The organism is Tateyamaria sp. (assembly GCF_039940735.1).
Lineage (GTDB): Bacteria > Pseudomonadota > Alphaproteobacteria > Rhodobacterales > Rhodobacteraceae > Tateyamaria.
The window spans coordinates 41,925-62,184 of the sequence record NZ_JBDVGB010000016.1 but is presented as its reverse complement, the minus strand read 5'-3'; the positions used below and the strand labels follow the sequence as shown (position 1 = coordinate 62,184).

The following is a 20,260-nucleotide window of genomic DNA, read 5'->3' as shown; positions in this document are numbered from 1 at the left end:
AACTCTGGCCCAATGAAAAACGCCGCCCCCAGACGGGAGCGGCGCTTTTTGCAGCAGTGGCGCGGTTGACGGGGCTCGAACCCGCGACCCCCGGCGTGACAGGCCGGTACTCTAACCATCTGAGCTACAACCGCCCGCTGCGTTTTGCGGTCATATGTTTTGCGCAAAGCCCCGTCAAGACGGGTTTTTCCGGAATTGGACGCTTTTATCGCTTGAACGCCAAACAGACGATAAAAAACGCCAAAGAAACCCATGCCACCCGGCCCAAAAGGGTCAATTCACTTGCCTCAGCCAGCACATTCCCCGCCTTTCAGAAGGGCCGCGCGTGTTTCGCATCTAAAAAGTGCGCGTTCGACGAATCTTGCAGCCTGAAAACATCAGCGATCTGGCAGCGGAATGAATTCGTCCTCATCCCCCGGTGGCAGCTTGAACCGCCCATGCGCCCAATCCCCTGCCCGCCACGCTTCTTTGGCCGCATCAATGCGTTCGCGTGACGATGCCACAAAGTTCCACCAGATGTGGCGCGACCCTTCCAATGTGGCCCCGCCCAACATCATCAACCGCGCGCCTGCCTCGCCTGCCTTTAAAGACAGCGCATCGCCGGGCCGGAACACCATCATTTGGCCCGCATCATAAGTATCGCCCGCAACAACAACCGACCCCGTGACCACAAAGACCCCGCGATCTTCGTGATTGTCAGGCAGGGGAATCGACGCCCCCGCCTCAAGCACGGCATCCGCATAGAACATCTCGGAATGAGTCTGCACAGGCGCGTTTGCACCCCACGCGTCCCCAAGGATCAGACGCACCTCTTTTCCTTCGCCCTCAAGGAACGGCAGGTCGGCATTGGCCGCGTGCTGAAATTCAGCCGGGTCGTCCTCTGCGTCTTTGGGCAATGCCACCCAAGTTTGGATGCCAAAAAGGTCGTGTGGTCGCGTGCGCATATCCCCATCCGTGCGCTCGGAATGCGTAATGCCGTGCCCGGCCACCATCCAATTCACTGCCCCCGGTTCAATCCATTGATCTGTCCCTAAAGAATCGCGGTGATGTATCTTGCCTTTGTAAAGATACGTGACTGTTGCCAGCCCAATATGGGGATGCGGGCGCACATCGATCCCCTGCCCGGTCACAAATTCTGCAGGCCCCATCTGATCAAAAAAGATGAATGGTCCCACCATTTGTCGTTTGGGTGCGGGCAAGGCACGGCGAACTTCAAACCCGCCCAGATCACGGGCGCGCGGGACGATCACAGTTTCGATGGCATCGACAGCGTCGCCCTTGGGGACATCAGGATCAAGCGCCGGGTTCCAGCTCATTTTTGTGCTCCTTGATTGGAACTATAACGTAGCTGACATGTGCAAGCAGACAATAGGCAGGCAAAGCGCGCCAATACATCGCACCAGATTCATCGGTTTTCACGACTGTCACAGCCGTTTTTCGAAAAAGAGGTCTGGATATGGATCGTCATGGAACCTGTCGATTTCGACCCATCCCATATCTCGATACAGCCCGACCGCTTCGAACAATGCGCTGTTGGTATCCAATCGAAGCGTTTCAATGCCCAAGGCCCTCGCCCTGTCTTCGGCTGTGGTCATCAAACGGCGCGCCAATCCCAAGCCCCGCGCCGCCGGGGCGATCCACATCCTTTTAATCTCTGCCACGGTGCCGCCGTTTCCTTTGACCCCCACACATCCCAAAGGCATATCGCCCAGCCTTGCGACGACAAAAGTACCAAGCGGCGGTCGCAGTTGCGACACATCCGAAGCGCCTGACTTTTTAAGGTCAAACTCTAGGTTCAATCGTTTACTCAAGTCTGCCGCATAGGCATTCATGCAATAGATCGCGATGTCGGATGTATAGTCCGCGTCTTCAAAGACGATGTCGTTGCGCGCCAGGGTGACGGTGACAACATCCATGGCCTCAAGCAGGCGTTGAGAATTGTTATGCCGGGCCAATATCGCATGGGCCCGTTCATTTGACAGGCTTTCATAAGTATCAAATTCATCTTTGCCCGCGGCAGTTAGCCGTGTGATACGGCTGCGTCGGTCTTTGGGGTTTGGGACGGTTTTGATCAGATCTTCCGCCTCAAGACCGCGCAACAGTCGGCTTAAAAGTCCTGTGTCCAGCTTCAAAAAGGCACGCAACTCCGAGACATTTTCATATCCAAGGCCGATTGCGTTCAGAACACGGGCCGATCCCAGTGGTCTGCCGCGATCCATAAACGAGTCTTCCAGCGCTCCGACTTCAACAGCGACGGAACGGCCAAAATTTCTAACGCGGGAAATGTTTGCTTGATTCATTTAGCTGACTTTAGTCAGGTAAGTGAATTTCTCAAGGGAAATCTGAACACGGCTGGTCCGCGTTAGGCCCGGTTGGTCAAAAACCCGTTTCTAAACATGTGCTGCATAACGGGTGCCTAGGCCTCTAGTTCGGCATCCCAATACAAAAAGTCCATCCAGCTTTCGTGCAAGTGGTTGGGTGGAAATTTACGGCCCGTATTGCGCAATTCCTCGGCCCCCGGTTGGCGGGGCGGCTTGCGCAGGCCCATCCCCGTGAGATGCAGCGCCTTTGACCCTTTGCGCAAGTTGCAAGGGCTACAGGCCGCCACCACGTTTTGCCAACTTGTCACCCCACCGCTGGCACGCGGCACCACGTGATCAAAGGTCAAATCCCCCTTGGCCCCACAATACTGACAGCGAAATTCGTCCCTTAAAAATAAATTAAAGCGCGTGAAGGCCACGCGCTTTTGAGGTTTGACATAATCTTTGAGGACGACGACCGACGGTATCTTGATCTGTGTGCTTGGGCTGCGGACCACCGTGTCGTATTCGGCGACGATGTCCACCCGATCCAGCCAAGCCGCCTTGACCGCCTCTTGCCAAGGCCACAGCGACAAAGGGTAATAACTGAGCGGCCGATAGTCCGCATTCAGCACCAAAGCGGGGTGATGTTTCAGCGCAGTCGGGCTGCGCACAAAATCCGTTCTAAACTCGCCTTCTATCACGAATGTGCTCCGTGGTTACGCGCGCAGGCTTTGGGCACCCAAACGAGGGCCCGGCCCAGCAATATGTTTGACTATATCTTGTGGAAATCGTTCTGCAAGACCCCAATATTTCATGATGTGGGACCGCCTTATCAAAGCGCCTAACATATCAAAACAGCTTTTGGTGCTGCACGATTTTGGGGCGTTTTGCACAACTTTGCCGCCCATTGCCGCGTCAAACGCCAAAGGTAAGGAATACACCACTCGACGTTGGCAGGCGACTTGGCGCAATGTTAGCCCATATTTCAAATTGCACAGAGGACGGCCTTCCATGGCCATTTACCCCCTCGCCCGTTTTCGCATTTTCACGGAGCCCGTTATGCCCGCCGCCTTTACCCCTGCTCCTGCACCGCACCGTCGTTCTGCTTTGTTCCAGACATTGGTGGGCGAACGAAAGACACAAAACGGGACCGATCAGGGCCAGCAGCCCAGCACAGATGGCTTTACATTTGTGGATCGCGATTGGGTGACTTTGTGGTATGATCGGGATCATGCCGTGCGATCAGATTGCAGCGGTATGACAGCCTATCGCGCCATCACCACCACGGGTGATTTGCTATGGTACGTCGCACCCGAAGGCAAAGCCCCTGTTTATCACGCACAATGCGCCGACCCGTTTCAGGCTATCGAACACGCCACTGTCGCATTGGGTGCCCAAGGTGATTTGAACCTGCGTTGGGCGTTTATCGAGCGATTGGCCAGCGACTTGCGCAGCGGCGCGCGCACCTTGGACATAACGCTTAGCGATGTGCAATGCAGCCCCGCGGCCCCTGCTGGCATTCGTATGTTTATGGCGTGTCTTGCAAGGCTGGGCGCACACCATATTTCCGCACGCTATGTTGCAATGTTGATGAAAGTCAGTCCCGGCTTGGGCTTTGTTCTGCACACCGCATGGATGCGGTCGCAAACCAATGCAGCATCAAAGAACACCCCCATCGCACCCGCCGATTTTGAAGCCATCTGCTAAGCGCGAAACGCGCCAACAAAGACGTCACCGCCCCGTCAGTTTGCAGCAGGCAGATCCGCCACACTGCGCCATTTCTTAGACCGGCATTGCATCCAATATGATCCCGGCCCATCTGATGCTTTTTTAAAGGCGTCGCCATTCTGCGCAAACCGGGCCAATTCATACACGGTTAACGCAAAACAAAAGTCCCCCAGATCCGCGACACCTTCATCCGTTGTCAAAATCAACAACACACGCCGTTTTGTGCCGTCATCCGAGGTCAGCATGGTATCAAACCACGTGATGCTGTTTGTCGCTGTTTTGTCCGCCGTCTTTTCGTGGATCAACGCCGTCAGGTCATGCCCATCTATCGCGCGAAACGTATCCCAACTGTCACGCACCATCACATAGGTATCAAGGTCGATCAGCGTGCGCGGCGCCGCATCCACGGCCAAAGCGCCTGTGCCTTCATCGATGGCGACCAAATCGGCATCAAAACCCGCAGGCGCTTGCCCATCCAAATGGATCACCAAAGGGCGTTCAAGCGTGTCCTCTAAGGCGTCAAGAACAGAAGCCGTCGGACGCGCGTTGTGCCAATCGAGAACGAAACTCGCCCCCAACAACCCCAACACCACAAAGCCGATGATCGCAATAAATCGCACGTTATCAGAATCCTGCTTTGTCCCGCATAAAGGCCAGTGCCACGCTTAGACCATCTTGCGCGATGCCGTGCGCGGTGCCTTCCATGATGTGGGCAAAGACGTCTTTCCACCCTGCCCCTTGCAAGGCTTCGGCAGCCTGAGGCAGCGATTCCGGTGGCACCACATCATCGATGTCGCCGTGGATCAACAAAACAGGCGGGCGACTGACGACTTCGTCCGCCAGCACTTCGGGGTTCAACAACCGCCCCGAAAACGCGACGATGCCTGCCACTTCGTCTTCGCGGCGCGGGGCCACATGCAGTGCCATCATGGTGCCTTGGGAAAAGCCGAAAAGCACAACTTGTTCGGGCAGCACGTCTTCGTCCACCATCAGCGCATCAAGATAGGCATTCAAATCTGCGCTGGCCGCGATCAATCCGCGCTCGGCCTCTTCCTCGGATGATCCATCAATCCACGGGATCGGAAACCACTGATACCCGCCCGCATAGCCCGGAATGGCTTCGGGTGCATTGGGGGCCACAAACAGCGTGTCTGGCAAATGTTCAGCAAGCGGGTCGGCCAAGCCCATCAGATCAGCCGCATTCGCGCCGTACCCATGCAGAAACACCACAATCGATCGCACATCACCAGAGAGCGGCGCGCGGCGCTCAGATTTCAAAACACGTGTCATAGGGTCCCTTTTCGCAGAAGGCAGTTAGGTGGGGGGCGCTTTGGGATTGTGTCCCTGACCGCCCTGCATTTTAAGTTATGTATGATGTTTGGCGGATGTCCGTCACGGAGTGCAATTCAAAAATACAAAAGTCATCGTTCTGTGTGTCGTTCGTTTCAAATGTCAAAACAAAAGAGCCTTTAGATATGCGTCAACTCACCCCGTCGCGCCCCTTTGCCACTCGGTAATACGTAAAGAACAGGCGCGCGGCAACTGCCCGCCATGGGCTCCAGTCTTGCGCCATCTGACGCAGCTGTTTTTCCTTGGGTCGTTCGGGCAAATCAAAGATCAATTTGGCCGCTTCTTGCAGGGCCAAATCGCCGGGCGCAAAGACATCTGCCCGCCCAAGCGCAAACATCGCATAGATTTCCGCCGTCCAAACCCCGATACCTTTGACGGCCGTCAGGGTTGCAATGACCTCGGCATCTGGAGCGCTGCGCAATGCGTCATAATCGATGCCAGCCTCGGCCAGCGCCAGCGCATAGGTGATCTTTTGACGGCTAAGGCCGGCGGCGCGCAAACCGTCTTCTCCGGCTGCGACCACGGCGTCAGGCTGGGTCATTCCGCCCGCTTCCAGCCGCGCCCAAATGGCCGAGGCGGAGGCCACACTGACTTGTTGACCCATAATGGCGTTCAAAACTGCTGCAAACCCATCCGGACGGCGGCGCAACGGCAACGGGCCTGCGATATCAAGTGCACGGGCCAAGGCTGGATCGTGGGCCGCAAGCCACGCAGCGCCTTTGGCAACGTCGGCGTCTGTTTCAATGATACGTCCTGTCACAACGCGTCCACCCAATCTGCCACATCCTTTGCACTGCGCAGGCGCGCGCCCTCAGGGCGTACTGGTGGGCGCAGCAACACCGCAGGCAGGCCAAGCGCGCGCGCGGCGGCCAGTTTTGGAAAGCTGCCCTCGCCACCGATATTGCGGGCCAAAACCACATCGATGCGCAATTTTTGCAACAAGGCGATTTCGTCACTTACAGCAAAAGGTGCAACGCCAAAAACAAAAGTGCAGTTGTCATATCCTGTGGCATCCGAATGTTGCGACAACTGGCGCAGGAAAACAGGGCCATCATGGCGGTGCAGCGCGCTTAGGCTGTCGCGTCCCGTCGCCGCAAAAACCCGCGCCCCCGAAGGCAGCGCCGAAACGGCCTGTTCCAGCGTGTCCGCTTCGGTCCAATGATCGCCCTTTTGCGCGGCCCACACATCACGCGGCACACAGGCATAGCTGGCGTCTGGCGCGCGCAACAAAGCAGCCTGTCGCGTCTGTTCATCAAAGCTATGCGTCACATCCAAAATGCCTTGCACGTCGCGCGGAACCTGCGTCACTTCGGTCATGTCCAGCCGGGTCTGTGCGCTACCACGAGCACGGATCGCAACGCAATCCGCATCGGCTTGCGTAAGCCATACGGCGGCGTCCTGCGCTTCGCGCGCACCTGCCAAAAGGGCAATGAGGGGGCGTTTGATCATCCCCTTACCCTACCTTGACGCGCGCTTTGCGCAACCGCTTGTGCATCGACGCGACAATCCAACGCTTGCCGACCTCAACCTTCAGGCGTAACCAGTTCTCATGAGCAATACTGATGACAGCCGCGCCAAGCGCAATGTGATGGTTCTGGTCTTGGCGCAGGCCATTCTGGGCAGCCAAATGCCAATGATGTTTGTAATCGGAGGGCTGGCCGGGCAATCGCTTGCCTCAAACATTTGTTTCGCCACATTGCCGATTTCGCTGATCGTTCTGGGGTCTATGACGTCAGCCACACCGATTTCGGCGCTGATGCAACGCTATGGGCGTCGCGCGGGCTTCTTTGTGGGCACGATGGGCGGTGCTGCTGGGGGTGCTGTTGGGGCTTACGGTCTTTATGTGGCGTCCTTTCCCATCTTTCTTGTGGGCAGCTTTTTGACCGGTATCTATATGTCCGCGCAGGGTTTTTATCGTTTTGCGGCGGCAGATACGGCGTCTGATGCCTTTCGCCCCAAGGCGATTTCATATGTGATGGCGGGCGGATTGATGTCTGCGATCATCGGGCCGCAATTGGTGAAATGGACGGCCGATGCTTATGTGATCCCGTTCCTTGGCACCTATATCGCCGTCATAATTTTGAATGTTGTCGGCTCGCTTTTGTTTTTGTTCATCAACATTCCCAAACCACCTATTCCGGCGGCTGACGCACCCAAAGGACGCACCCGTTGGGAGCTGTTGAAAACCCCGCGCATCGCCGTAGCGGTGATCTGCGCCATGGTCAGCTATGCGTTGATGAACCTTGTGATGACATCGACACCGCTGGCGGTCGTGGGCTGTGGGTTTGACAAAAATATCGCGGCGGATGTGGTGACAGGCCACGTGCTGGCCATGTTTGCGCCGTCGTTCTTCACCGGCCATCTGATTGCGCGCTTTGGCGTTGAAAAGATCATGGGGCTGGGCATCGCAATTTTGGGCCTTGCAGGCATTGTGGCCCTGTCCGGCGTGGCATTGCCGAACTTCTTTATCGCGCTGATCTTGTTGGGCTTGGGGTGGAATTTTGGTTTTATCGGCGCCACATCGATGCTCGCTGGCGCACATGCGCCACATGAGCGGGGCCGGATGCAGGGCTTGAACGACTTGCTGGTATTTGGTGGCGTAACCATGGCCTCGCTCGCGTCTGGTGGATTAATGAACTGCTCGGGCGGTTCTCCGGTCGAAGGTTGGGCGGCAGTAAACTATGCGATGATCCCGTTCTTGGCCTTGGCGGGCGGGTCACTGATCTGGCTGGTCACGCGCCCAAAGGACGCAAGCCCCGCCTAAAGCGCCAAGCGCCCCGTCAACGCGGTGCGCGCAAGGCGAAAAGGCGTGAGACCTTGATCAAGGCGCGCCTCTGCCACGGCTCCGGGATCGCGGATCACCTGCGCCAACGTTTTGCCCGCACCGATGGCTGGCCAAAGTGCGGGTTGTGCTGCTTTGGCGACTTTGGGCCGCGTCAAGCGATCTAACGCGCGCTGAGCAAGTGCTGTCACGCCCGCATCGGTGCCATCAAGCAGCGGAATGCGCCCCTCTTCGGCCAAGGTCGGCACGGCACGCAAGAACGCAGCGGTGCCAGCGACAAAAGCCAAATCGCGCACGCTGCTTTCTGCCTGCGCATCAGCGCCCAGCATTTCGCAAGCTGTCCACATCAAATGCCCCGCGGTTTGATCGATATAGGCATCAAAATGGGCCTGATCCTCAAAGGCATCGCGATAAATATCCCATCGCCGCGCCGCGATATACTCATCAAGGCGCTGCGCTTGTGTTGGAGTTAAAACCATTGCCAAAGGTGTCGACACCTCGTGTTTGCGCACGTCATTGGCTGTTGCGATTTCTTCCAGCACATCGCGCCACCATTGCAAGCGCATCTCGGCAATCAGTGCTTCCTTGGTGACCCAAGGCGCGCGCGAGGCTTCGATGTTCATCGCATAAAGCGGAAACAACTTGGCCCGAGCAGCCACTGGCGCCGCCATCACGGTGCGAAACCGATCCGCATCGCCTTTTTCCACAATTTGCGCGCAGGGAATGACAGTTTCAGGCAGGCTCATCTTAGGGTCACGCTCCGCAAAAGTCGTGAAGTTGCATGTGGCACATCATGCCACACCGTCTTGTGCCAATTTCCAACGGATCGCATCCAAAAGCGCCTCAAAGCTGGCGTCAACGATGTTGGCGGACACGCCTACCGTGGACCACCGCCGCCCCTGCTTGTCTTCGCTGTCAATAATGACGCGGGTCACGGCCTCGGTCCCACCTTGGGTGATACGGACTTTGAAATCGACCAAACGGATGTCTTCGACATATTCCTGATAGCGTCCCAAATCCTTGGACAGCGCTTTGAAAAGCGCGTTGACGGGGCCGCGATCCGTACCCTGTTCATCCATGGATTCACTCACAGACAGCATCTTTTTCCCATCGATTTTGACAACGACGACTGCCTCGGAAAGTGATACGATCTTGTCTTTCTTGTTCTTGCGCCGCTCGACGCTGACGCGATAGCGCTTGACCTCAAAGTAGTCGGGCAACAGGCCCAATTCGCTGCGCGCCAACAATTCAAACGAGGCCTGCGCCACGTCATAGCTGTATCCATCGGCTTCGCGCAGCTTGATCCGGTCAAGAATACGCGCAAGTGCCGGGTCTTTTGGCGCGACCTCAAGCCCCATTTCAGTCAAGCGTCTGCGCAAATTGGATTGGCCCGCCTGATTAGACATAGGAATGATGCGCGCGTTACCCACTGTGGCCGGTTCGATATGTTCGTAGGTCGTCGGATCCTTAAGGATCGCCGAGGCATGCAAACCCGCCTTATGCGCAAAGGCCGAGGCCCCGACAAAGGCCGCCTGTTTGTGCGGCACCCTGTTTAGAATGTCATCGAGCATCCGCGAGGTGCGCGTCAGGCCCCCAAGTGCATCAAGTGTCACACCAGTTTCAAACTGGCTGGCATAGGGTTCCTTTAGCAGCAGGATCGGGATCAAGGCGGTCAAGTTTGCATTGCCGCAGCGTTCGCCCAAACCGTTCAGCGTGCCTTGGATCTGGCGCGCACCTGCATCGATGGCGGCCAGTGATCCGGCAACAGCTTGTTCTGTGTCGTTGTGCGTATGAATGCCAAGGTGATCACCCGGAATGCCACTGTCGGTGACCGCTTTTGTGATGCGGAAAATGTCGCTGGGCAGCGTGCCGCCATTGGTGTCGCACAGGGCAATCCAACGCGCACCGGCGTCAAAGGCGGCATGGACCGCCTTTAGCGCATAGTCGGGGTTGGATTTGTAGCCATCAAAGAAGTGTTCCGCATCAAAGATCGCCTCGCGCCCTTGGGCTTTGATGTGGGCAAAGCTGGCTTTGATATTAGCGGTATTTTCGTCCAGCGTGATGCCCAGCGCGGTTTTGACGTGAAATTCGTGGGTTTTGCCAACAAGGCAAACGGCTGACGTGTTGGCGTTCAGGACGGCGGCCAAAACATCATCGTTTTCGGCACTGATGCCTGTGCGTTTGGTCATGCCAAAGGCGGTGATTGTGGCCCGCGTCTTTGGGGCGTTTTCAAAGAATGCACTGTCTGTGGGGTTTGCGCCGGGCCAGCCACCTTCGATGTAGTCGATGCCTAGCGTGTCGAGTGCTTGCGCGATCTGTTGCTTGTCTGTGGTCGAAAATTGCACACCTTGGGTTTGCTGCCCGTCGCGCAATGTGGTGTCGAAAAGGTAAAGCCGTTCGCGGGTCATGTATTTCCTCTCCCAGAAGTGGCGCACCATGGGTGCGCCTTACGTGACGGGTGTAAGGCGCACCCATGGTGCGCCATGCCAACAGAAGTCATCATTGCACCCCCTCCAGCTTTGAAGGATCAAAGTTTGGGCCAGGCACCCATGTTGCCGTGCCACCAATATCTGTGACTTGAACGCCAATCGCATTCAACACATCGCGCAGCCGATCCGCTTCGCCCCAATTCTGGGCCGCCCGCGCGGCCGCGCGTTCCGCGAGCAGTTGATCAATCGCATCTGTAACGCCATCGGCCATGTCGTCGGTCTGCGACGCCGCCAGATCAAGGACATTCCAATCCGTCACCAACCCAAGCGTTTCCAGCGCATGTGCCATCGGTGCCAGCGCTTCGGCAGTGCGTGCTTTGGCGAGCACATGCAATCGCGCCAGTGCGCCCGGTGTGTTCAGATCATTGCCAAGCGCGCCCATAAATTCGGTGTCAGCGTGCCAACGATCAATCTCGCGTAGGTTTTCGACCAATTTCGCCGAATACCCGTGCTTTTGCAGAATGTTCAGCCAACCCGTCAGCGTCTTTTCGGCCTCGACCCGCTTCTTTTCGGTCCAGTCCATCGGCTTGCGGTAATGCGTGCTGAGCATGACAAACCGAACGACTTCACCCGGCACGCCCTTTTCAAGCAAATCCCGAACGGTAAAGAAGTTGCCCAAGGACTTGGACATCTTCTTGCCCTCAACCTGCAACATCTCGTTATGCAGCCACACATTTGCAAACCCGTGTCCGGCACAACGCGACTGGGCGATCTCGTTTTCGTGGTGGGGAAAGGTCAAATCATTGCCGCCGCCGTGAATGTCGAACTCAGCACCGAGCAACTCATAGGCCATGGCCGAGCATTCGATATGCCAACCCGGACGCCCTCTGCCCCATGGGCTGTCCCACCCCGGCAATTCATCTGAGGACGGTTTCCACAGCACAAAGTCCATCGGGTCTTCTTTATAAGGGGCGACTTCGACCCGCGCCCCTGCGATCATATCATCCACAGATCGCCCCGACAGCGCGCCGTATTCTTCATACTGACGCACACGGAACAGCACATGACCGTCGTTTTCGTAAGCAAAGCCGTCGGCCATAAGCTGAGCAATCATTGCAACCATCTGATCGACGTATTCTGTCGCGCGTGGCTCATGATCGGGACGCAACGCACCCAGCGCATCCATATCCGCGTGATACCAGCCGATTGTCTCGTCTGAGCGTTCGCGCACCAATTCTTCGATTGTGCCCGCCGCCCCGGCTTCCTTGCGCGCCAACGCCGTCGCGTTGATCTTGTCGTCCACGTCCGTGAAATTGCGCACATAGGTCACGTGCTGCGCCCCATAGGTGTGGCGCAACAAACGATTCAGCACATCAAACACCAACACAGGGCGCGCATTGCCCAAGTGCGCACGGTCATACACCGTGGGTCCGCACAGATACATCCGCACATTGTCAGGATCGATAGGCGCAAAGGGTTCTTTGCGACGCGTGGCGGTGTTGTAAAACGTGATGGTCATAGGGCAAGTCTCGCGCGCAAGGGTTGGCGCGGGCCTATCAATTCTGAGATGTCATGGAAACAAAGAACCGGCCCGCGAGATAAGTCTCAGCAGGGAATGCAGGAAATAATGCAAATGGTCATGTTCATAAGCGCATCGGTAGCCGAAGCGACGCCACAGGGTCAAGCCTTGTTTGCACCCGCGACCCTGTGCAAGATGCTCCTATGACACGAGAAGACATTGATACCATCTGTGCCGCCTTACCCGGAGCCCATTTTGCCAGCCATCACGATGGCGGGCTTGATGCGTGGAAAGTGGGTGACAAGATGTTTGCCTGTATAGGCCTGTCGGGTGATGGCGTTTCCGTCAAATGCGCCGATGTGCAAAGCGCTGAATTTCTGATCGAGATTGGGGCGGCCATCAAGGCCCCCTATTTTCATCGCTCTTGGGTACGGGTGATGTTTGCAAACAAAAACGCGGACGAGGTCAGCGAGCGCATCCATGCGTCCTATGGGCTGATCCGATCAAGCCTGACCAAGAAAGCGCAGGCTGCCCTTGGGCCTTGGTTGCAAAAGCAGTAAATTCGCGCAGCTTTCCTGTCTTGGGCCTAAAAACGCCGACAAAGACAATGTCTTGCTAGGCGCATCAGTTGACATCCCTGCATCGCTCTGCCCCCTTGCGCAAAAGCGATCAAGGAATGCGGCATGGCTCTTTCAAAACGGATTACGACACTGACGGGTGGTGGTTCAGACGGATGGGATCTATTTCTGAAGGCGCGGCGCATGATTGCAGATGGTACGCCCGTGACCGAACTGACTATCGGCGAACATGATATCCGCACCGCGTCCCCCATCCTGCAAGCCATGCACAAAAGCGCGATGGGCGGGCATACAGGCTATGCGATGGTGCCGGGCACTGACACCCTGCGTGATCTGGTGGCCAAACGCACGCAAGACCGCACCGGTGTACCAACGACCCGCGACAACGTGTTGATCACACCCGGTGGGCAATCGGCGCTGTTCGCCGCCCACGCCGCGGCGTGCGACCCCGGTGACACGGCACTGTACATTGATCCCTATTATGCGACCTATCCCGGCACAATCCGCGGGGTCTCGGCCATTCCGCGCAGCATTGCGACACGGGCCGAGGATGCCTTTCAACCCCGCGCCTCTGACATCGAAGCGGCGGCAAAAGGTGCGGCGTCTTTGTTGATCAATTCACCCAACAACCCCACAGGCACCGTGTACAACCATGCCACGCTAAGCAGCATCGCAGAGGTGTGTCAGCGTCACGACATGTGGCTGATCTCGGACGAAGTCTACGACAGTCAGGTTTGGGAGGGCGAACACCTTAGCCCACGTGCCTTGCCGGGCATGGTGGATCGCACGCTTGTGGTCGGGTCTATGTCCAAAAGCCACGCAATGACCGGATCACGTTGTGGTTGGTTGATCGGCCCAAGCGAGGCCATTTCAAACCTGATCACATTCGCGACGCACACGACCTATGGGGTGCCGGGCTTTGTGCAAGACGCCAGTGTTTTTGCGCTGTCTCAGGGTGACAGTTTCGAGGTCGAGATCGGCGCACCCTTTCAGCGCCGTCGCGCGATTGCGCAAGATGTATTGGAACAACAAAATACCGTCGGACTGATCCCCGCGCAGGGTGCGATGTACCTGATGCTTGATATTCGCGCGACAGGTATGACCGGAGACGCCTTTGCAGACGCGTTGCTTGAGCGCGAACATATTGCCGTGATGCCCGGTGAGAGCTTTGGTTCATCTGCGGCAGGTCACTTACGGGTGGCCATGACAATTGAAGACAGCGCATTCAAAAGCGCGCTTGAAACGCTGTGCGCCTTTGCGCGAACTTGCGCGGCATCTGCAACGTAAGGCGCATCAAGATGCGCCTTACCCGGTTTGCGCCAACGCCCTTGAGTTAAGGCCCTATCGCCCCGCGCAGCAGGTCGCAAACAGAACAGACAGACATCATTTTGCACAGCACCATCGCCGTAATTGGTCGTTTTTCGCACAAGCAGGGAGGCTTAGCGTGCAGGAATGCCGAAGCAAGATTAATCTGGTGATCCGCACCATCGGGGCGGAACGGGGACGGGCCGCACGGGGAAGGCCGGGATTGGCGCAAGACGACGCCATCCTTTGACCAATCCCTTATCCGGATAGACCCCCATGAACGATCTGACCCTCAAAGCCCGCTCCGGTGGCCGCGCGGCGCGCCGTGCTGCCCGTGCTGCCCCCCTTGCTGACCACCTGCGCCCCATTCGCGCCGGAATGGAAGGCGGAACATATAATCCACTTACAACAATCCAAGTTGAGCAAATCCACACCGCCGCCCTTGATGCATTGGAAAACATCGGCCTTGCCGACGCGCCCCAAAGTGGCATCGATTATTTGGTCAATGCCGGCGCTATTTTAGGCGATGATGGCCGCATCCGCTTCCCGCGCGCATTGGTCGAAGACACGATTGCGCGCGCCAACCGCTCTATCGTTCTGCACGGGCGCGACCCGGCGCACGACCTTGAGCTATCAGGATCACGCGTGCATTACGGCACCGCAGGTGCTGCCGTTCATTTGGTCGAGCCGGATGGGCGCAACTACCGCGAAAGCACTGTCCAAGATTTGCACGACGCCGCGCGCATTGCGGACCAGTTGAACAACATCCACTTTCTGCAGCGTCCGATGATCTGTCGTGACATCCCCAACACAATCGAAATGGAATACAATTCGGTCTTTGCCTGTGTTTCTGGCACCTCCAAACACGTCGGAACCAGCTACAGCGAACCAAACTGCGTCGGTCCCGCGATCGAGATGTTGCACATGATCGCTGGTGGCGAAGACAAGTGGCGCGAACGCCCGTTTGTGTCCAATTCCAACTGCTTTGTCGTCCCACCGATGAAATTCGCCACCGAAAGCTGCGAGGTCATGGAGCTGTGCATCAAAGCGGGCATGCCCGTGCTGCTGTTATCCGCTGGAATGGCGGGGGCAACGGCGCCATCCACCATTGCAGGGGCCATTGTGCAGGCGACGGCAGAATGTTTGGCGGGCCTCGTCTATGTCAACGCAGTCAAACCCGGCGCGCCTGCGATCTTTGGCACTTGGCCCTTTGGGCTTGATCTGCGCACGGGTGCGATGTCGATCGGATCAGGCGAACAGGCGTTGCTGACTGCAGGTTGCGGCCAAATGCACCGTTTTTATGACTTGCCCGGTGGTGCTGCAGGTGGTGCATCCGACAGCAAACTGCCCGACATGCAAGCCGGATGGGAACAGATGTGTTCGAACCTGACGGCCGGTTTGTCGGGGGTGAACATGGTTTACGAGGCGGCGGGCATGCACGCCTCACTGCTTGGGTTCTGCCTTGAATCCCTGATTATGGGCGATGACATCATTGGGCAGGCCATGCGCTGTGTGCGTGGGATTGAGGTCTCGGATGAAACGATGGCGCTCGATCAAATCGCAGATGTCTGCATGAACGGCCCCGGTCATTACCTTGGGACCGATCAGACCCTGTCGCGCATGCAAAGTGACTATGTTTATCCAAGTTTCGGCAGCCGAACCTCGCCCAAGGAATGGGTCGAACTGGGCAAGCCTGACCTGTTGGCGCAAGCGACCGCGCGCAAGGATGAAATCCTTGCAGGCAAGCCACAAGCCGCGCTGGACCCAGCGCTTGACGCTGCCATTCGTGCGCAGTTTGAAATCCACCTGCCCGCGTGGAACTCCTAACTCAAACCACACAATGAGGCCCGGCCCCTGGGGGGAGACCGGGCCTCACGTTCCCTTTTTCTTACGGCGCGAAGGTCATGGAACCCAGCACCTGCAAAAAATCGGGCAACTGCACATTGCCGCTTAGGTTGGCAGCAACCCCGCTTCCTGCGCGGCCGCGACTTCATTGCCATCAAGCGCGCCGTCAGCATTCAAATCCATGGCCGCGAACATGTCGGACGTGACTTCAGGGAATGTTGCCTGCACTTCATCAATCGTCAAAACGCCATCGCCATTAGCGTCCATCTCGGTCGCGCTTTGGGCCATGGCCAGTGCAGGAAACGTTAAGGCCGCCAGAACTGTCAGCGTTGCATATTTGGTCATTGGGTAACTCCCGTTACAGTTTGCGTCATGAGGGGTCCGTGAGTGGCGCCCTCACCAAGTAAGAGCGTGATCTGCCCCCCTGCATCCCAGCCGTTGATCTGGCACGCGATGCTCTGCCGATGCGGGCGTGACGGATGGGCGGGGCCTCGCCCAAAAAGGGGCGTGTACGCGCGTCGGCCAAAAACCCCGGGCTATCTATGCCGTGCACATGGGCGCACCTTGTTCCCATGACCCATTCTAAAAACCTCCCGCCCCGCAATTTAGTCCCGTTGATTCCGGTCCTTAACCGACGTGCCCGCCGCCTTGCCCGGTCCCCCAGCGAGGCCGAGGACCTTGTGCAAGATACGTTGCTGTCCCTTTGTCAGCGGCTGGAAGACGGTGACCCCATCGAAGACCTGCCGTCTTATGCGATGCGCACCTTATCAAACCGCGCCCGGCGCACCTGGCGGCAAGCCGCGACGGAAGAGTTAGAAGACGATCACGCCCTGACCCAGCCCGAAGCGTTGATCCGTCTGGATTGTGCGGACACTTTGGCCGCCATTGCCGCCCTGCCCACGCCGCAGCGCCAACTGATGAACTTGGTTGTCGCAGGCGAGACATCCCCGCGGGCCTTAGCAGACGCGACAGGATTGCCATTGGGAACGGTCATGTCGCGGCTGGCGCGCGCGCGTGCAAAACTACGACTGCGGCTGGGGGATACGTAAGCCCCCGATGCCTTCCAAAAAATGGCCCGCCTTCGCAGCCATACGGCGTGCCACGGTGTGCAACATAACCTGAATTAAACGTGATTAGCCGTCGATGCGCGTCCGGTGCACATTTGCTCAACCTCGTTTTTGGCGACCTAGGCGGGGCGGTTGTGTTTGAACGCGAAGGATCGGGCGGACACGGGTATTGAAAAAATAAACGACAAAGGACCCTTTATGGTGTTTGCTCAGAAACCTTTTTCCCGCGGTTTGTTGGCGGGGCTGTGTGTGGCCCTCAGCATGACCGTCTCAGGATCGCTGCACGCGCAGGATGCAGCCCCCTTGCCCGATTACGTGATCGAAGAATTCGGCGCACCGCCCGAAATTCCCACAGGCCCGCTGTCGAATGCCATGCAATTTGCCTTGCGCGTGGCCTTTGTGGATTCGGTATCTTTGGGAACGTGGGACGAAAATCAAAACCTCGCTTTGGCAGAAATTTCGAAATCCAAAGACCCGCGCATCGCGTGGCTGATCAGCGACATGCTGCGCTTTGCGTCATCCCAACAACTGAACGAACGCCTGACCAACACGGCATCTGACTTGCTGGGTAAAGGGTTTCGTTTTGAAAACAGTTGGGGTGTTGTCACGGATCACTTGATGGCATGGGACATCCCTGCCCCGCCAGACTACCTAAGCTATAAGCGCGAAATTTACACCAACATCGTCCCCGGTTGGGATCAGATTTTTGTCGAAGGTGACCTTGATTGGCGGGTCGTATCTTGGGGTGGTGTTTTGATCGACGAACGCCCCCACGACAAGACAGATGATGCCTGCAATTGCATCCCCGCCGCCGACAATCCTGAAGTCACGTCCGCCCAAGACGCCACATGGTTGGATGACGACGACATTGTCTTTGGCGTCGAAGTGAACGGCGAATACCGTGCCTACCCTCGCCAAATCATGGAAGTGCGTGAGATGGTCAACGACACCCTTGGTGGGCGCGATCTGGGCATTCCCTATTGCACGCTGTGCGGTGCGGCGCAGGCCTATTTCACGGATGACGTGCCAGAGGGCGTTGACCGCCCCATCCTGCGCACCTCGGGTCTGCTGAGCCGGTCCAACAAAGTAATGTATGACCTGAATACCTATTCCGTCTTTGATACGTTTTTAGGGCACGCCGTTACTGGCCCCTTGGCCGAAAAAGGCGTGCAATTGAAACAGGCCACGGTCATCACGACCGACTGGGGCACTTGGAAAAAAGAGCATCCCGAAACAACTGTGTTGCTGGAACGTTACGCACTTGGCCGGGATCCCGATTTCCGCAATGGACGTGATGCCAATGGTCCGATTTTCCCGGTCGGAGACGTAGACCCGCGCCTGTCCGTGCATGAAGACATCATCGGCGTTGTAACAGCATCTGGCAAACCCGTTGCTTTCCAACGCTCTACGGCAGTTGCCGCACTGATCCGCGGCGATTCCATCGAGGTCGAAAACGTTCGCTTGGAACTTGATGCAGGCGGTGTTCGCGCGGTGGATGTCGATGGGTCCGATCTAGGCAGCCATCAGTCGTTTTGGTTTGCTTGGTCGCAATTCCACCCTGACACAGAGCTGTGGCAGGGATAGAAAACTATGCTGACGAAGGGTTTGGCGAATGTGCGCCCTTCGTCAGCAATAGCTTACCGCATCGACTTAAAGTGAGAGACCCGACCTTCGTACGCTAAGTAGCGAAGGTCGGCGTTGAGCCCGCTTTGACCAATGCTGCGCCGTGCGTGAGCGGCAGATATGCGCAAAGATCGGACTTTGCGAAGTGTAGGGAAACTGCCCAAATCCGCAGCCCGTTGGGACTGTATTCACCACGCTAACAAGCTTCAGGCGGTGACAATGTCCAAACGCCCCGCTACCGTGGCAACAGAAATTACTTGAGGGGCTTTGAAAAAGAGATGTCTTATAAGGCAACTGTGTTGTCCGTGATGATTGCTTCGCCGGGTGATGTGACCGAAGAGCGGAACCTAATTCGGGATATTATTCACGAATGGAACGACATTAATTCTAAGGCCACCGAATGCGTTCTTTTGCCTGTAGGCTGGGAAACACACTCCGCACCTGATTTGGGTGGACGCGCCCAAGAGATAATCAACAAGAGCGTTGAGCACTGCGACTTACTGGTGGGTGTATTCTGGACTCGACTGGGAACGCCGACTGGCGACTTTGAGAGCGGCACGGTTGAAGAGATCAAGCGGCACATCAGCGAGGGGAAGCCTGCAATGGTCTATTTCTCCACGGCTCCGGTTGCCCCGCAAAGCCTTGATGCGAAGCAATATGCTGCTCTCGGGGAGTTTAAAAAGTGGTGCTTTGATCAGGGCCTTGTCGAAAGCTACGATAACATCTCAGATTTTTCCGAGAAGTTTAGGCGACATATTCAGATGAAAGTTCGGGACAATCCCGAGCTTGCAAAAAGCACTTCGCAGGAATCGGTAGACTTTCTTGAGGTTTATCGTTCTGCGCGAGACGGTGCTGTAAATGAGCGGCTTTCTGAGGAAGCGAAGAGGCTGCTTGGTGAGGCAGCACAAGACAAAAACGGCACCGTCATGCATATGCGTTACATGAGTGGCCAAGCTATCCAGACCAACGGAATCAACTTTGCGGATTCCAAAGATCGGAGGTCTATCGCCCGTTGGGAAGCCGCACTTGAGCAGCTTCAGACCGAAGAGTTGATCGTTGCGCGGGGATACAAGGGAGAAATATTTGAGATGACAGATAAGGGCTATGAGGTAGCCGACAAGTTGTCTCAGGCTGCCAACTAATCGAAACGGCTACGCCTTCACTAGACTTGCAGCAAGGGCGACTGACGGAAGGTCTGCTCCGGGATGTTAGCGGTCATTGGTCCATGATAGGTGGACGGCAGCTTCGTCCGCACAGCAGACCTGTAAGAAAACTCCGGTTACAGTCCGGTTTGGATCGGTGCAGCGTAAAGGATGAGCCATACCTGTTTCAGGCCGCCCTTAGATAGGATCCAGAATATCCGCAGCATTGAGACAATTTTTTAGGACGTTCCACGTACGAACAAAAAAGGGGGAGCGCGAACGCTCCCCTTTAGTTTCGCCGTTCCGCGGGTGTTTGCGCAGCAAACGCACGCTCCCCTGACAGAATGCTTGCCAAAGCATGCAGACAGCCATCAACGGGCACTGAAATAAAAAACGGAGAGCCTAAGCCCTCCGTTGAGTTTCGCCGTTCAGGCTCAATATGTTAACCGCCCGGTATTTTTTTGCCTGCGGCCTGAACGTCGTCAGGAGCGAACGCATCCGCTCCGGAAAAGGTGGGGGGACGTAACGTACCGCCCCACCCGTCTCGTCGGGGGTCAGTTCGAAAACCGGCCCCCTCGCGCCCCTTTGC

At 56.9% G+C, this 20,260-nt stretch carries 19 protein-coding genes and 1 tRNA gene; 8 read left to right on the top strand and 12 right to left on the bottom strand.

Features of this window, described 5'->3' with window-relative positions:
- Positions 1 to 57: 57 nt before the first annotated feature.
- From ABJF76_RS03160 to ABJF76_RS03145, 4 genes are all read right to left on the bottom strand, one after another.
- Positions 58 to 134: transfer RNA gene (locus ABJF76_RS03160), tRNA-Asp, on the bottom strand.
- Positions 135 to 377: 243 nt separating this feature from the next.
- Positions 378 to 1,316 carry a pirin family protein gene (locus ABJF76_RS03155; RefSeq protein ID WP_413820588.1) on the bottom strand — a complete coding sequence of 313 codons (939 nt, stop codon included), beginning with the start codon at positions 1,314 to 1,316 and terminating at the stop codon, positions 378 to 380.
- Positions 1,317 to 1,424: 108 nt separating this feature from the next.
- Entirely contained in the window at positions 1,425 to 2,300 is an 876-nt protein-coding gene (locus ABJF76_RS03150; RefSeq protein ID WP_413820589.1) for a GNAT family N-acetyltransferase, read from the bottom strand.
- 116 nt (positions 2,301 to 2,416) lie between these two features.
- Entirely contained in the window at positions 2,417 to 3,001 is a 585-nt protein-coding gene (locus ABJF76_RS03145) for an HNH endonuclease (protein WP_413820753.1), read from the bottom strand.
- 313 nt (positions 3,002 to 3,314) lie between these two features.
- On the opposite strand from ABJF76_RS03145, the gene ABJF76_RS03140 reads away from it, so the two are divergent.
- On the top strand, positions 3,315 to 4,010 hold the full coding sequence (locus tag ABJF76_RS03140) for a hypothetical protein (RefSeq protein WP_413820590.1): 696 nt from the start codon (positions 3,315 to 3,317) through the stop codon (positions 4,008 to 4,010).
- Between the two features lie 35 nt (positions 4,011 to 4,045).
- Here the strand turns inward: ABJF76_RS03140 and ABJF76_RS03135 are convergent, their stop codons facing one another.
- The 4 genes from ABJF76_RS03135 to ABJF76_RS03120 form a co-directional block, all read right to left on the bottom strand.
- On the bottom strand, positions 4,046 to 4,651 hold the full coding sequence (locus ABJF76_RS03135) for a hypothetical protein (RefSeq protein WP_413820591.1): 606 nt from the start codon (positions 4,649 to 4,651) through the stop codon (positions 4,046 to 4,048).
- A 4-nt stretch (positions 4,652 to 4,655) separates the two neighbouring features.
- A complete protein-coding gene (locus tag ABJF76_RS03130) occupies positions 4,656 to 5,321 on the bottom strand; it encodes an alpha/beta hydrolase (protein ID WP_413820592.1) in 666 nt (221 codons plus the stop codon).
- A 190-nt stretch (positions 5,322 to 5,511) separates the two neighbouring features.
- On the bottom strand, positions 5,512 to 6,141 hold the full coding sequence (locus ABJF76_RS03125) for a DNA-3-methyladenine glycosylase family protein (protein WP_413820754.1): 630 nt from the start codon (positions 6,139 to 6,141) through the stop codon (positions 5,512 to 5,514).
- Positions 6,138 to 6,830, bottom strand: coding sequence for a precorrin-6A/cobalt-precorrin-6A reductase (locus ABJF76_RS03120; protein ID WP_413820593.1), 693 nt, complete (start codon positions 6,828 to 6,830; stop codon positions 6,138 to 6,140). The genes ABJF76_RS03125 and ABJF76_RS03120 overlap by 4 nt, the downstream gene beginning before the upstream one ends.
- Before the next feature lie 100 nt (positions 6,831 to 6,930).
- Here ABJF76_RS03120 and ABJF76_RS03115 point away from each other — a divergent pair, with 100 nt between their 5' ends.
- Positions 6,931 to 8,145: an MFS transporter gene (locus tag ABJF76_RS03115; RefSeq protein WP_413820594.1), complete on the top strand. Its 1,215-nt coding sequence runs from the start codon at positions 6,931 to 6,933 to the stop codon at positions 8,143 to 8,145.
- Here ABJF76_RS03115 and ABJF76_RS03110 read toward each other — a convergent pair.
- The 3 genes from ABJF76_RS03110 to cysS all read right to left on the bottom strand — a co-directional run bounded on the left by ABJF76_RS03110 (position 8,142) and on the right by cysS (position 12,111).
- A complete protein-coding gene (locus ABJF76_RS03110; RefSeq protein ID WP_413820595.1) occupies positions 8,142 to 8,909 on the bottom strand; it encodes a squalene/phytoene synthase family protein in 768 nt (255 codons plus the stop codon). The two genes, ABJF76_RS03115 and ABJF76_RS03110, sit on opposite strands and share 4 nt — an antisense overlap.
- Positions 8,910 to 8,954: 45 nt before the next feature.
- Entirely contained in the window at positions 8,955 to 10,571 is a 1,617-nt protein-coding gene (gene cimA, locus ABJF76_RS03105) for a citramalate synthase (protein ID WP_413820755.1), read from the bottom strand.
- A gap of 91 nt (positions 10,572 to 10,662) precedes the next feature.
- A complete protein-coding gene (gene cysS / locus ABJF76_RS03100) occupies positions 10,663 to 12,111 on the bottom strand; it encodes a cysteine--tRNA ligase (protein WP_413820596.1) in 1,449 nt (482 codons plus the stop codon).
- A 203-nt stretch (positions 12,112 to 12,314) separates the two neighbouring features.
- Here cysS and ABJF76_RS03095 point away from each other — a divergent pair, with 203 nt between their 5' ends.
- The 3 genes from ABJF76_RS03095 (at position 12,315) to ABJF76_RS03085 (ending at position 15,821) form a co-directional block, all read left to right on the top strand.
- On the top strand, positions 12,315 to 12,671 hold the full coding sequence (locus ABJF76_RS03095; RefSeq protein ID WP_413820597.1) for an MmcQ/YjbR family DNA-binding protein: 357 nt from the start codon (positions 12,315 to 12,317) through the stop codon (positions 12,669 to 12,671).
- Between the two features lie 123 nt (positions 12,672 to 12,794).
- A complete protein-coding gene (locus ABJF76_RS03090) occupies positions 12,795 to 13,976 on the top strand; it encodes a pyridoxal phosphate-dependent aminotransferase (RefSeq protein WP_413820598.1) in 1,182 nt (393 codons plus the stop codon).
- A gap of 294 nt (positions 13,977 to 14,270) precedes the next feature.
- Entirely contained in the window at positions 14,271 to 15,821 is a 1,551-nt protein-coding gene (locus ABJF76_RS03085) for a trimethylamine methyltransferase family protein (RefSeq protein ID WP_413820599.1), read from the top strand.
- Positions 15,822 to 15,944: 123 nt separating this feature from the next.
- On the opposite strand, the gene ABJF76_RS03080 is transcribed toward ABJF76_RS03085, so the two are convergent.
- Positions 15,945 to 16,184 carry a hypothetical protein gene (locus ABJF76_RS03080; RefSeq protein ID WP_413820600.1) on the bottom strand — a complete coding sequence of 80 codons (240 nt, stop codon included), beginning with the start codon at positions 16,182 to 16,184 and terminating at the stop codon, positions 15,945 to 15,947.
- A 227-nt stretch (positions 16,185 to 16,411) separates the two neighbouring features.
- Between ABJF76_RS03080 and ABJF76_RS03075 the strand changes: the two genes are divergently transcribed.
- From ABJF76_RS03075 to ABJF76_RS03065, 3 genes are all read left to right on the top strand, one after another.
- Positions 16,412 to 16,888: an RNA polymerase sigma factor gene (locus ABJF76_RS03075; protein ID WP_413820601.1), complete on the top strand. Its 477-nt coding sequence runs from the start codon at positions 16,412 to 16,414 to the stop codon at positions 16,886 to 16,888.
- A gap of 216 nt (positions 16,889 to 17,104) precedes the next feature.
- Positions 17,105 to 18,490 carry a DUF3179 domain-containing (seleno)protein gene (locus tag ABJF76_RS03070; RefSeq protein WP_413820602.1) on the top strand — a complete coding sequence of 462 codons (1,386 nt, stop codon included), beginning with the start codon at positions 17,105 to 17,107 and terminating at the stop codon, positions 18,488 to 18,490.
- A 338-nt stretch (positions 18,491 to 18,828) separates the two neighbouring features.
- Entirely contained in the window at positions 18,829 to 19,671 is an 843-nt protein-coding gene (locus tag ABJF76_RS03065) for a hypothetical protein (RefSeq protein ID WP_413820603.1), read from the top strand.
- Positions 19,672 to 20,260 lie beyond the last annotated feature (589 nt).

Coding starts and splice junctions, on each gene's coding strand:
- ABJF76_RS03155 (WP_413820588.1), bottom strand. CDS start 1,316: ATGAGCTGGAACCCGGCGCTTGATCCTGATGTCCCCAAGGGCGACGCT.
- ABJF76_RS03150 (WP_413820589.1), bottom strand. CDS start 2,300: ATGAATCAAGCAAACATTTCCCGCGTTAGAAATTTTGGCCGTTCCGTC.
- ABJF76_RS03140 (WP_413820590.1), top strand. CDS start 3,315: ATGGCCATTTACCCCCTCGCCCGTTTTCGCATTTTCACGGAGCCCGTT.
- ABJF76_RS03130 (WP_413820592.1), bottom strand. CDS start 5,321: ATGACACGTGTTTTGAAATCTGAGCGCCGCGCGCCGCTCTCTGGTGAT.
- ABJF76_RS03120 (WP_413820593.1), bottom strand. CDS start 6,830: ATGATCAAACGCCCCCTCATTGCCCTTTTGGCAGGTGCGCGCGAAGCG.
- ABJF76_RS03115 (WP_413820594.1), top strand. CDS start 6,931: ATGAGCAATACTGATGACAGCCGCGCCAAGCGCAATGTGATGGTTCTG.
- ABJF76_RS03110 (WP_413820595.1), bottom strand. CDS start 8,909: ATGAGCCTGCCTGAAACTGTCATTCCCTGCGCGCAAATTGTGGAAAAA.
- cimA (WP_413820755.1), bottom strand. CDS start 10,571: ATGACCCGCGAACGGCTTTACCTTTTCGACACCACATTGCGCGACGGG.
- cysS (WP_413820596.1), bottom strand. CDS start 12,111: ATGACCATCACGTTTTACAACACCGCCACGCGTCGCAAAGAACCCTTT.
- ABJF76_RS03095 (WP_413820597.1), top strand. CDS start 12,315: ATGACACGAGAAGACATTGATACCATCTGTGCCGCCTTACCCGGAGCC.
- ABJF76_RS03090 (WP_413820598.1), top strand. CDS start 12,795: ATGGCTCTTTCAAAACGGATTACGACACTGACGGGTGGTGGTTCAGAC.
- ABJF76_RS03085 (WP_413820599.1), top strand. CDS start 14,271: ATGAACGATCTGACCCTCAAAGCCCGCTCCGGTGGCCGCGCGGCGCGC.
- ABJF76_RS03080 (WP_413820600.1), bottom strand. CDS start 16,184: ATGACCAAATATGCAACGCTGACAGTTCTGGCGGCCTTAACGTTTCCT.
- ABJF76_RS03075 (WP_413820601.1), top strand. CDS start 16,412: ATGACCCATTCTAAAAACCTCCCGCCCCGCAATTTAGTCCCGTTGATT.
- ABJF76_RS03070 (WP_413820602.1), top strand. CDS start 17,105: ATGGTGTTTGCTCAGAAACCTTTTTCCCGCGGTTTGTTGGCGGGGCTG.